This is a genomic window from Rothia sp. HMSC061C12 (genome assembly GCF_001815755.1).
Classification (GTDB): domain Bacteria; phylum Actinomycetota; class Actinomycetes; order Actinomycetales; family Micrococcaceae; genus Rothia; species Rothia mucilaginosa.
On record NZ_KV821859.1, the window covers coordinates 1 to 11,784 of the forward strand.

The 11,784-nt window shown below is 61.2% G+C and carries 8 protein-coding genes; 6 read left to right on the forward strand and 2 right to left on the reverse strand.

Features of this window, described 5'->3' with window-relative positions; genetic code table 11:
* Nucleotides 1–253: 253 nt before the first annotated feature.
* Nucleotides 254–442, forward strand: a complete 189-nt coding sequence (locus tag HMPREF3055_RS04035) for a hypothetical protein (protein WP_070633618.1) — start codon at nucleotides 254–256, stop codon at nucleotides 440–442.
* Nucleotides 443–658: 216 nt separating this feature from the next.
* Here HMPREF3055_RS04035 and pta read toward each other — a convergent pair whose 3' ends face one another.
* Both pta and HMPREF3055_RS04045 read right to left on the reverse strand, forming a co-directional pair.
* Nucleotides 659–2,749 carry a phosphate acetyltransferase gene (gene pta, locus HMPREF3055_RS04040; protein WP_070738125.1) on the reverse strand — a complete coding sequence of 697 codons (2,091 nt, stop codon included), beginning with the start codon at nucleotides 2,747–2,749 and terminating at the stop codon, nucleotides 659–661.
* 192 nt (nucleotides 2,750–2,941) lie between these two features.
* Nucleotides 2,942–3,565 (reverse strand): GNAT family N-acetyltransferase, encoded by a 624-nt coding sequence (locus tag HMPREF3055_RS04045; RefSeq protein ID WP_070738128.1) that lies wholly within the window; start codon nucleotides 3,563–3,565, stop codon nucleotides 2,942–2,944.
* A gap of 92 nt (nucleotides 3,566–3,657) precedes the next feature.
* Between HMPREF3055_RS04045 and HMPREF3055_RS04050 the strand changes: the two genes are divergently transcribed.
* From HMPREF3055_RS04050 to HMPREF3055_RS04070, 5 genes are all read left to right on the forward strand, one after another.
* Nucleotides 3,658–4,545, forward strand: coding sequence for a spermidine synthase (locus tag HMPREF3055_RS04050; RefSeq protein ID WP_070738131.1), 888 nt, complete (start codon nucleotides 3,658–3,660; stop codon nucleotides 4,543–4,545).
* Between the two features lie 170 nt (nucleotides 4,546–4,715).
* Nucleotides 4,716–5,663, forward strand: coding sequence for a prephenate dehydratase (pheA, locus tag HMPREF3055_RS04055; RefSeq protein WP_070738134.1), 948 nt, complete (start codon nucleotides 4,716–4,718; stop codon nucleotides 5,661–5,663).
* A gap of 104 nt (nucleotides 5,664–5,767) precedes the next feature.
* Entirely contained in the window at nucleotides 5,768–7,078 is a 1,311-nt protein-coding gene (gene serS / locus HMPREF3055_RS04060) for a serine--tRNA ligase (protein WP_070738136.1), read from the forward strand.
* A 395-nt stretch (nucleotides 7,079–7,473) separates the two neighbouring features.
* The gene (locus tag HMPREF3055_RS04065) at nucleotides 7,474–10,326 is read left to right on the forward strand and encodes a hypothetical protein (protein ID WP_246826893.1); all 2,853 of its coding nucleotides are present in this window, start codon (nucleotides 7,474–7,476) and stop codon (nucleotides 10,324–10,326) included.
* A gap of 156 nt (nucleotides 10,327–10,482) precedes the next feature.
* On the forward strand, nucleotides 10,483–11,571 hold the full coding sequence (locus tag HMPREF3055_RS04070; RefSeq protein WP_070738142.1) for a diacylglycerol/lipid kinase family protein: 1,089 nt from the start codon (nucleotides 10,483–10,485) through the stop codon (nucleotides 11,569–11,571).
* Nucleotides 11,572–11,784 lie beyond the last annotated feature (213 nt).

Below are 11,784 nucleotides of genomic sequence, written 5' to 3' on the forward strand. Positions count from 1 at the left end.
ATGTTGCTTTTCGAAACACATGTGGCTTCTCGGCGATTAAACTCGGCGCAGCAATCACCCCGCCCCGCACGCAGAACACACCAGCCCAAACGCTATTGATTCGCATCACAGGCCGGCGTTCTTAGGTATCCTTGGGGTAACACCCAGACAGAAGCCCGCCCTCCACCTCGAAAGGGGCCGCATGAAAACCTTCTGAACTAACCTACCCCTCACCATCCGCGCGGCAGTCATCTTCTGCTACGCCTACGCCGCGGTGCGCATCCTCAATCTCTTCGCTGAGGCAGGCACCGCACCGCTGACCCCACGCACGCTCCTCGACGGTGCCCTCACCGTCGCGGTCGTCGTCGGTGCTCTCGTCCTGTACCTGGGTAACGCCCTGAGTGCCGCTCTGCGCGCCCGACGAGAAGGCTACGAGCCCCGCCCGCCCTCGGCCCGGTTCTGACCGCCGTGGGCATGGCTGTTCTTGACGTGATTAACTATGTGCGCCTCCGCCGCACCCGCAAGGTCTAACCGGGGAATGGCACTACAAGAAACCCTGTAATTACAAAAAATCTCCCGCACCGGGTGGAGCACACCTTCACGGCATGCCCCGCCCAGTGCGGGAGATTTCTATATCAACGGAATGCCGCAGCCTTCACGCTACAGCGCCGCGTGCACCTTACAGGCTCTGTGCCTGAATTGCGGTGATCGCAACGGTGTTGATGATGTCCTCAACGGTGGTACCGCGCGACAGGTCGTTCACGGGCTTACGCAGACCCTGCAGAACCGGGCCCACAGCGGCAGCACCCGAAGACTGCTGAACAGCCTTGTAGGTGTTGTTACCGGTGTTCAGGTCGGGGAAGACGAACACGGTAGCCTGACCAGCGACCTCGCTGCCGGGCAGCTTGGTCGACGCAATGGACATGTTCGAAGCAGCGTCGTACTGGATCGGGCCCTCAACCGCGAAGTCGGGGTTCGAGGCGCGCACGAGCTCGGTTGCCTCACGCACAACGTCCACGTCTGCGCCAGCGCCGGAGGTGCCGGTCGAGTAGGACAGCATAGCAACCTTGGGGGTGACGCCGAACTGGCGTGCAGTCTCTGCGGATGCCTTCGCGATGTCGGCGAGCTGCTCTGCGTTGGGGTTCGGGTTCACTGCGCAGTCGCCGTAGACCAGAACGCGGTCTTCCATCAGCATGAGGAAGACGGAGGAGACGATCTTGGTGCCGGGGCGGGTCTTGATGAACTCGAGCGAGGGGCGGATGGTGTTCGCGGTGGTGTTCACTGCACCGGAAACCATGCCGTCGGCGATGCCCTTGTAGACGAGCATGGTGCCGAAGTACGAGGGGTCGGTCATGCGCTCGCGAGCAGCCTCAATGGTGACGCCCTTGTGTGCACGCAGCTCAGCGTAGGTTGCTGCGAAGTCCTCGGTGTACTCGTTGTTTTCGATGTCGATGATACGAATGGTGCTGGGCAGTTCGATACCTTCGGCCCGGCAGATCTCTGCGATCTTGGCGGGGTTGCCGAGCAGGATCAGGTCGCAGAAGTCGCGGCGTGCAATGATTTCGGATGCACGCAGGATACGCACGTCGTAACCCTCGGGCAGGACCACGGAGCGGCGGTTTGCGCGTGCGGTCTCGATGAGGTTGTGCAGGAAGCGCAGCGGGGTCATGGATGCGGGGCGCTCAATTTCGAGGCGTGCCAGCAGTTCGTCCTTGTTGACGTGCTCGTCCCAACCGCCCATTGCCGCTGCGAGCTTGCGCTGGTGGCCGCTTTCGAGGGTGCCGCGGACGCGGGAGACTGCGCGTGCAGACTTGAAGGTGTCCTTGGTGGTGGACAGCACGGGGAACGGCGCGTTGTCGATGAGGGAGCCGACTGCGGTGTTCTTGCCGGGCAGTGCGTCCAGGCCGCCGGTGAGCAGCACGCCGGAGGGTGCGGGGAAGGTCGGTGCCAGTGCGGATGCGAGGGTTGCTGCGACGATGTCTGCACGGTCGCCGGGGACGATGACGAAGTCGCCGTCGACGAACTGGTTGAGGAAGTTGGAGACGTTCATTGCTGCGACCTTGATGCCGTGGATGTCGCGGCTGAGGTCTTCTGCCTTGATGCCTTCGGTGTCGAGCTTGAGGGCTTCGGCAACTTCACCGACGGTGGGTGCGTTCAGTTCGGGGATTTCGGGCAGTACGTAGACGGGCAGGTTTGCGTCGCCGCGCTTGACGGACTTTTCGATTTCGTCGCGCAGTTCGGGTTCTGCCCGGCTGACGATGATTGCGAGCAGGTCTACCTTGGAGGCGAGCAGTTCGGTGCGTGCCACGTCGACTGCGGTGACTGCTTCTTCGACGGTTTCTTCCTGTGCGCCGACGATTGCGACGACGGGCAGGCCAAGGTCACGGGCGATCTGGACGTTCAGGTCGAATTCGACTGAGAGCGCGTTGGCGGGCAGGTAGACGCCGTCAACGATTACGACGTCGCTGTTTGCAGCGACCTTCTCGTAGGCGGAGACCGCGCGTGCGGAGATTTCTTCGGTGTCGCCGTCTGCGATGAGTGCGAGTGCGTCGGTCATGGAGACTGCGCCGCCGACCTGCTCTTCGGTCAGGCCGAAGTGTTCACGGATGAGGCGTGCCATGGGGTCGTCGGCGATGGTTGCGCCGTCGAATACGGGGCGGAAGAAGCCGACGCGGTCTGCGCGCTTGATGAGGGAGTCTGCTAGACCCAGGGCTACGAGGGACTTGCCCGAGTTCTGGGACATAGCGGAGAGGTAAAGACCGGTGGTCATTGTTTTACTGTCCTTCTATGCGATGTTCGGCGCTGGGTCCCGCGGTTGTGCAGGGGTGTATGTGCTCCTGTGCGCGGGTGCGTCGAGCTTATAGGTCTCTTCTATCTTAAGGCGTTGTGGGGGTGGCGCCTAACAGGGTGTGCGGTGCGCTGCGTCATGTGGACGGGCTGTTTCCCTGTTGGGGTGTGGCGTTTAGGGGTTGAGGATGCGCGCGTATCGTACGCTGCGTCCGGGTGCCCAGATGCCGCGTGCCTCAAATTCGATGCTGTTGCGCTGGTAGCCGAGCCGCTCGTAGAAGGAGAGCGCTCGTTCGTTTTCTGCCATGACCCACAGGTAGGAGTTTTCGTCCGGGTAGATGACGGACTCGTAGAGTGCCTGACCGAGCCCGGTGCCGTGTGTGTGGTTGAGGGTGTACAGGTGCACGAGTTTGCGGGTGCCTGCGGGCAGTTCGGGGAGGTTGTCGGCGCGTTCGAGTTCCCAGGAGGAGGGCTCGCACAGGGAGAGCGCCAGGCCGACCGGCTTATCCCAGTTGATGCGGGCGCCGATGGAGCAGGAGAGCCCGCCGTCGGGGGTCCAGCCGGGCACCTCATAGGCGAAGAAGCCGCGCACGGTGGGGGAGGCGAGGTGGCGGTGGAAGTCTTCGAGGTATTCGTTGCGTTCGGCGCGGTGGCGGGCGGTGAAGCTTTCCCCGAGCGCGTCGAAGTAGATCGGGTCGTAGGTTTGCTCCATGCAGTTCAGCTGCAGGTTGACGTATTTTTCGGCGTCGGTCGGTTCAATTGGTGCGAGCGCGTAGCGGCCCTGACATACAAATCCCATGGGTTCTAGTCTACTCAGCTGGCCCCTGTGGAGGCGGTTCCTTGCGGGTGCGTACGCTAGGGGCGTGCGGGCTGTCGGCTAGGCTAGTGGGTATGGCGAAAAAGAGCAGGGCACCCAAGAAGTCCCAAAAGGCGCAGAAGCAGCAGAAGAACCGCATCGACGATACCGAGAACACCCCCGTGCAGGGCGCGGCGGCAGGCGTGTACCCCATCTCCACGGGTGAGGCGGAGCTGGTCCCTGACGGCTACCATGCCGACGGCTGGCTGCTACTCATTAATGGTGTGCAGTCTTCCCACGTGATTGTGGGTGAGCCCCGCCAGCTGGATTTTGAGTACATGCGCTGGATCGCGGCGGTCGTCTCCTCCCACGTGGCAGAGCACCTGGACGCCGCGAAGCTGCGCATCACCCACCTGGGCGGCGGCGCGTGCTCCATGGCGCGCTATTTTGCCGACCTGTACCCGACCAGCCGCAACACGGTCGTTGAGCTGGATGCCAAGCTCGCCGAGTATGTGCGCGCCTGGTTCGACATTCCCAAGGCGCCGCGCGTGAAGATTCGCGTGGGCGAGGCGGGTGCCGTCACCGCGACCTTCGCGTCCGCATCCCGCGACGTGCTGATTCGTGACGTATTCGCCGGGGACACCACGCCCGAGGCGCTCACCACCGTCGAGTTCACCCGCACCGTCGCCGAGTCGCTGGCACCCGGTGGCCTGTACATCCTGAACTGCGGTGACGGGCCGGCGCTGACCGGTGCCCGCGCGGAGGCGTCCGCCCTGCTTGAGGTGTTCGAATACGTGTGCATTGTGGCGGATTCGGCAATGTTGAAGGGCCGCCGCCGCGGCAACGTCATTATTGCTGGCTCGCACGCTCCCCTGCCCGAGGCTGGTTCCGTGCAGGCTGCCGCTATCGCCCGTGAGCTTATGGGTGGAGGCGTGCCCGCGCAGTACTGGGACACCGCGCGGGTACGCCAGTTCGTGAGGTAGCGGTTTCAGCTGTTGCCTGGGTTTTCGGTGGTGGCTTAGGTCTTTCAGTAATGACCTAAGTTTTTCGACCATAGGTTAGTGACTTTGGTGGGGTCTTTTAACTACCGCCAAAGACCGTAACCTATCACCGAATTCGGCGCCCCCTCCACAGCAGACGCTACTATAGTGGCATGCGATACACCTACCTTGGCCCCTCCGGCACCTTCACCGAATCCGCCCTGTTGAGCGTCCCCGGCGCATCCGACGCCGAACGCATCCCCGCCACCAGCGTGCCCGACGCGCTCGCACGCCTGAACGCGGGCGAGGCGGACGCCGCCATGGTGCCCATCGAAAACTCCGTGGAGGGCGGTGTGAGCGCCACCCTGGACGCTATCGCAGCCAGCGAGGGTGTACGCATCATCCGCGAGGTGCTCGTACCGATCCGCTTCGTGCTGGTCGCCGCGAAGCCCATCAGCATTGAAGACGTCAAGACCATCTCCACCCACTCGCACGCCTGGGCGCAGGTGCGCGGCTGGGCGCAGGAGAACGTACCCGCCGCCGCCTACCTGCCCGGCTCCTCCACCGCCGCGGCGGCTGTCGGCCTGCTCGAAGAGGGTTGCACCTACGATGCGGCAATCTGCTCTCCGGCGCTGTTGAACTACCACCCGGAACTGCACGTACTGCAGGACAACATCGGCGACAACAAGAACGCCGTGACCCGCTTCGTGCTGCTCTCCCGCACCGCCGACATCCCCGAACCGACCGGCTCCGATAAGACCACCCTGACCGTGCCGCTGCCCGCCAACCGCGCCGGCGCCCTGCTCGAACTGCTCGAACAGTTCTCAGTGCGTGGCGTGAACCTCTCCCGCATCGAATCGCGCCCCACCGGCGAAGGCATGGGCTCCTACTCGTTCAGCATCGACGCCGACGGCCACATCTACGAGGCGCGCATGCGCGACGCCCTGCGCGGCCTGCACCGCGTCTCCCCGACGCTGAAATTCCTCGGCTCCTACCCGCGCGCCGACCACGAAAACACCGAAGTCGACGCCATCCACTCCGACGGCTCCTTCGACGCCGCACACGAATGGGTTGAGTCGCTCTTCCCGAACGGTCGCCCCGCACAGCTGCAGCGCCACTAACGGCACCACCAGCCGCCCCGCCGCTAGACACCCCCGCACCTACCCGCGCCCCACCAGCGCAAACCCCGCCCACAACCCACCGTAAGATTAGGTAGGATAAAACAGTGATTGATATTAACCTCCTCCGCGAAAACCCCGACATCTTCCGCGCCTCCCAGCGAGCACGCGGCAAGGACGAAACCCACGTCGACCGCATCCTCGAAGCCGACACCGCACGCCGCGCACTCATCGGCGAATACGAGACCCTGCGCGCCGAACAGAACGCCTTCGGCAAGACCGTCGCAAAGGCACCCAAGGAAGAAAAGCCCGCCCTCGTCGCACAGGCGAAGGAACTCGCAGCCCGCGTCAACGAAGCAAAGGCAGCCTCCGAAGCGAAAACCGCCGAATACGAGGAACTGATCAGCAGCATCGAAAACCTCATCATCGACGGCGTACCCGTCGGCGGCGAAGACGACTACGTAGTCGTCAAGGAAGTCGGCACCCCCCGCGACTTCACCACCGAAGGCTTCGAACCGCGCGACCACCTCGAAATCGGCGAACTCGTCGACGGCATCGACATGGCACGCGGCGCGAAGGTCTCCGGCGCACGCTTCTACTTCCTCAAGGGCCAGGTAGCACGCCTCGAACAGGCACTCATGTGGATGGCGCTCGACCTCGCAACCGAGCACGGCTTCACCATGATGACCACCCCCACCCTGGTCCGCCCCGAAATCATGAACGGCACCGGCTTCAACGTCAAGCACGACGACGAAATCTACCGCCTCGAACGCGACGACCTGTACCTGGTCGGCACCTCCGAGGTGGCGCTCGCCGGCTACCACACCGACGAGATTCTCGACTTTGAGAAGGGCGCGAAGAAGTACCTGGGCTGGTCCTCCTGCTACCGCCGCGAGGCTGGCTCCGCAGGTAAGGACACCCGCGGCATTATTCGCGTGCACCAGTTCAACAAGGCTGAAATGTTCGTCTACTGCCCCGTGGAGCAGGCAGAAGAGATGCACGATAAGCTGCTGTCCCTCGAAGAGGAAATGCTGCAGCGCTGCGGCCTCGCATACCGCGTGATTGACACCGCCGCAGGCGACCTGGGCACCTCCGCAGCCCGCAAGTTCGACTGCGAGGCGTGGGTCCCCACCCAGGGCACCTACCGTGAGCTGACCTCCACCTCGAACTGCACGACCTACCAGGCGCGCCGCCTGAACATTCGCGAGCGCACCCCGGACACCGTGGACGAGGCAGGCAACGTGCGTAAGGGCCGCACCCGCTCCGTAGCGACCCTGAACGGTACCCTGGCGACGACTCGCTGGGTGGTTGCCCTCCTGGAGACTCACCAGCAGGCAGACGGCTCCGTGCGTATTCCTGAAGCACTCCGCCCGTACATGGGTGGCGCCGAAGTTATTCCCGCAGTAGCTGCTGAGTAAGGGATTGCCCGCCCGCTAAGGCGTATCAAAACCAGCTGAAAAACCCGCTCACCGCGTAAACGGTGGGCGGGTTTTTTGCGTAGGCGGGTAGTCTAAGAACTATGCCTCTTTACCGTAAACTCCTTGGTGTTTCTGCGGCGCCCTCGCTACCTGCCTTCTCGAGTTTTCTCCGCGCATGCGGGGATGAGCCTGGTAAACTAGTGACACACAACACAACACGCACGTTTTCTCCGCGCATGCGGGGAGCCCGACCTCCAAGCCCGTTTTCCGAACGACGAACTCATTAACGAGGCCGTACACCTGAACTCGAATACCGAATGACTGGAAACATAATGGTGATCAATCACAAGCGACGGGGCGAAACACAGAGCGCTCCTAGCCTGCATCTGAGAGACATGCCCATCGAACACTTGTATGCGCGCTATCAAAGGATAGCGCGGAACCTGCCGAGACGGATTCGCTGGCTTGCTTTGGTATTCGCGCCAACGAGCACGAGTTTCACCGTCTTCACCGCTGGCCTACTGAATGTTGCAGGGGCTCTGATGATTACGGCAGGTATCGGCCAGGTAACGTCAGGTGAGAGGACCCCAGGCAGTGCTATTTGGTTACTCATCTTCGCTTTCCTGGCTGAAAGCCTAGGGTACTGGGTGAAGGAACGCCAAGAGCTTATTCTCACGATCGCGGTTCGACAGCTCACATACCGCCGTTTCCGGGACATCTTTAGTAGGTCATCCCATCCGCCGGAAGCTCACGGGCATGTTCTCACATACCCAGGACAGATCAGCCAGTTTGCCTTCGTTGTTGATTTCGCCGTTTCAACCGTTCAGATTATTGCCTTTCTCGCGGCTTCGCTCGCGCTATATGGTGCAAGCGGCGCCATCGCTGCGTTGCTCATCACTGGATTGGTATTCGTCAGCGTCCGTCTCATCAACTTGGTGGGCCGACTATGGGAACAGTACGTCGCTCTAGAGGGAGAGCGTAGGCAGTGGATCCAGCGTGTAGCAAACGCGTTGCCTCGAGGGCGAAGCATCCCCAGCTGGGGTACCGCCCTGGACAAGGTCGCTAGCATCCGAAACACCGAAGAGCAGCTTCTGCGCAGACGGGTCCCGTTGCAGGTCCTGAATGGATTCCTTGAACGGGGAGCACTAACTGCGGTGCTCGCTGTGGTTGCGGTTCTCGGCGCGTGGCTCTGGCCATCCGCTCATTTCGGTATTGGAATTATTTTGGCAGCCCGCTACCTGTACGCAGCGGTGCAGAACAACATCGTAAACTATCGGGTTATTCGGCTCGCTGTGCCAATGATGCGTGAGCTCGACAAGCTCGAGTCGTCTCCAAATTGCACGGTTAAACAGCAGGACTTGGTGGGGCAGCCTTCAAATTCTAGAGAGGTGCTTGCATCTACGTCTGAGCGCGCTGAAGCATTGCGCACATCCGTGACCACCCCCGATTCTGCTTTCGTACCACGCAACCCGGAAGTGTCCCATTCGGTGTTGTCAGCGTGGCGAGCTTCTGCTTCGCCACATCAGGTATCCCGGTTCACTAGCCTCGCTTTAGGTATGGGGCTCACTGAGGATGTGATCGGGCGGTTCTGGCAAGACGCAACAACCTTGTCGTCAGGAGAGAGACACCGTGCTGCTGTCGCTATCGTTTTGGCAGACAAACCGGACTGGCTAATTTTGGACGATACGTTCGCAGCGCTTGATCCTGTAACACGAGAAGTGGTTGCCGAGAGGATCTTAGAGTGCGTGCCAACGTGCACACTTCTGGCAAGCTCGGAGGAGTACGTACCGAGTGCCTTCACCTCCGGCAATGATGCGAGGGTAGACCCTCTTGAGTTGCAGGCTCATAGCCCCGGGGCAGCTAAGGAGGCAGATGCTGGTTCGACGGATGTGAGCGAGGGACAGGACCTTCCTGACCCTGAGCCGAAGCGTGCCACATTCCGACGATCGGCCCTGTTGTTGTTTGGACCGCATTTGGTGTGGATTACGTGTGGCGCCCTACTCTTGAGCGGATCCGAAGTTGCTTTTGCATTGACGATTGCTCACAGTGATGGGCTGTCTGCTCAGGTTGCTGGAGTGTCAGCTGCTTGCGCACTGGCAGCAATTGTTGGGTCCGTCATGTTCTTTGGCCCGCTCTACTGGGCTCCCATCGCTAGGCTGAGCGATTTGCACGACCGGGTTATACGGAGGCTCGATCGATTCGCTAGTCCTAGAACAAGCGGTGCGGTCATGGGGCGGATGGGTGAAGACTTCTCCGACCTTCAGATGTCGGTGCCTAGCGCCCTGGGTTCGGTATTTATGGTCATTCTACAGACCTTTATGCTCATCGGAGGCGCAGTGGCTGGCGCCCCGCTGTTCATAATCGTTGTGTTGGCGGTAGCACCCCTAGCGATGCTTGCTATGCGTCAGGGTTCAAAGTGGATTCTCCCTGCCTCGACGACGGCTGCCAATCGCCGAGGTGACTTCATCGGGGTGGTTGGTGCCCAGGCTGGCTTACACGCTGCGCCCGTCAGTGCAGGGCTACGTCGGGCTGGAGAAGAAGCCTACGCTCATTCGGAGGCTGCATACGTCAGCAGCTCGATTCAGTTGGCGAACGCCTACGCACTGCGTACGGGACTGATTCAGTCGCTTGTGTTGTCACTGAATGTTTCTGCAGTGGTATTGGCACTGATGGTCGAAGGATCGAACTCAGTGGTTGCTCCCGCGGTCGTAATATATTTTGCAGTAACTCTGTCATCTGGCATCCAATCTACGGTGGAGACGCTGCAACAGGTTGGTGTAGTCAGCTTGACTGCGGAGCGTGTTCGGATGCTTGAAGAGTACCGGGCCGACCGTTCTTATCCGCCCGTGCGGTCTGCTGACCTGGCTCTGCTTGAGAGCGTTCTTGACTCTGGGTGTTCTATGGTTGCCTTGATTGGACCAACTGGCGCGGGGAAGTCCGTCATGCTTGATGCTCTATACCGCCGGTATCCCCAAGGCGAAGTGGTAATCGTACCAGATATCGATCCGTTCGCATCTGAAGCATCGAATTCGAGCGGGCTCATGCTTGCGCGTTCCGTGTTACGTGACGGCGCTGCCCGGCTTGTGTTGCTTGATGAGACCTTGAAGAGTCTCACTCCGTCAGAGGAGCGCACTGAGCTCGAATCGATGGCGTGCGCTATCGAAGGCAGTGACAAGCAGGTTGTGATTGTCCTTCACTCGCGCTCTAACCTTGCTTGGTTCAAAGAAGTGGTGAATTTAGATGCGTGAGCTGACCCAAGTACTACGTTTTTCTCCATGAACTATCGCAGTAGCTGCTGAGTAAGGGATTGCCCGCCCGCTAAGGCGTATCAAAACCAGCTGAAAAACCCGCTCACCGCGTAAACGGTGGGCGGGTTTTTTGCGTAGGCGGGTAGTCTAAGAACTATGCCTCTTTACCGTAAACTCCTTGGTGTTTCTGCGGCGGCGGCTCTGACCGCCTCCGTCACTCGTGCCCGCCGTGAAGCGCGCCGACGCGCTATCGAACTGGGCGCGCCTTTCGGCGTTCTGCCGACCCTGCCCACCGGTGAGGCGCAGCGCGTGGGCGTGGTGTACAACCCGAGTAAGCCCGGCGCCGCGGCGGCTGTCGAGATTCTGGAACGTACCCTCGCGGCGAACGGCCACCCGCAGCCGCTGGTGCGCACCACCCGCGTGGACGAGCCCGGTTCTGAGGCTGCCCGCGAGCTGATCGCTGAGGGTGTTGACCTGCTGATTGCTGCCGGCGGTGACGGTACGGTGCGTGCTGTGGCGGCGGCGCTGGCGCATCATGAGGGGCGCAAGCCGCGTCTGGGTATTCTGCCGATGGGTACCGGTAACCTGCTGGCGCGCAACCTGTATATTCCGGTCAGTGACGTGGCGGCGTGCATTGATATTGCGCTCAACGGTGCAGGTCAGAGCGTTGATGCGATTGAGATGACGACTACGAGCACCACCGGCGAAGAAACCGAACACACGTTCTTTGTGATGAGTGGTGCGGGCTTTGACGCGCTCGTCATGAATGACACGAACGAGGACATTAAGGCGAAGTTCGGTTGGGTGGCGTACGTGCAGTCCGGCATGAAGCATATGCTGGGCAGGTCGCATCCGGTGAGTATCAGCGTGGACGGTGGGGAGCCTCGTATTTTACCGATGCGTTCGGTGCTGATTGCGAATTGTGGCCGCCTGCAGGGCGGTATTCGTCTGGCGGATATGACGGATGTGAATGACGGCAACCTTGAGGTGATTGTGGCGTCGCCGCGTGACCTGGTGGAGTGGGGCCTGCTGATGGCGAAGGTTACGCGCCGCACGATTTTGGGTTCGCCGCGTATTGAGTTGCCGGTGATTCGCCACCTAGTCGGTTCCGAGGTCGTGCTGGAGTTCCCGGATGGTGCGCAGCCGGTTGAGGTGGATGGCGACCCGGCGCCGTCGGCGTACCGCATTAGCGCACGTGTGCTGCCTGCCGCCGTGGAGGTGGCGGTTCACCCCGAGGTGCTCTAGCCGTCTTAAACGTATAAACGCGGTGGGGCACGACCTGTTGAAAGGTCGTGCCCCACCGCGTATTTTTGCCTGTGCAGGCTGTTAGGTTTCAGGAGCCCCAGGTAATGAACTCGTCGGGGTCTTCTACGTTCGTGAAAGTGGGCAGGTGGAACTTCCCGCCCTCCTAAATTGAGCGGGATAGTGAAAAAACTGGGATTTTTTGCTTTGTTCCAC

Coding starts and splice junctions, on each gene's coding strand:
- pheA (WP_070738134.1), top strand. CDS start 4,716: ATGCGATACACCTACCTTGGCCCCTCCGGCACCTTCACCGAATCCGCC.
- HMPREF3055_RS04050 (WP_070738131.1), top strand. CDS start 3,658: ATGGCGAAAAAGAGCAGGGCACCCAAGAAGTCCCAAAAGGCGCAGAAG.
- pta (WP_070738125.1), bottom strand. CDS start 2,749: ATGACCACCGGTCTTTACCTCTCCGCTATGTCCCAGAACTCGGGCAAG.
- HMPREF3055_RS04070 (WP_070738142.1), top strand. CDS start 10,483: ATGCCTCTTTACCGTAAACTCCTTGGTGTTTCTGCGGCGGCGGCTCTG.
- HMPREF3055_RS04045 (WP_070738128.1), bottom strand. CDS start 3,565: ATGGGATTTGTATGTCAGGGCCGCTACGCGCTCGCACCAATTGAACCG.
- HMPREF3055_RS04065 (WP_246826893.1), top strand. CDS start 7,474: ATGCCCATCGAACACTTGTATGCGCGCTATCAAAGGATAGCGCGGAAC.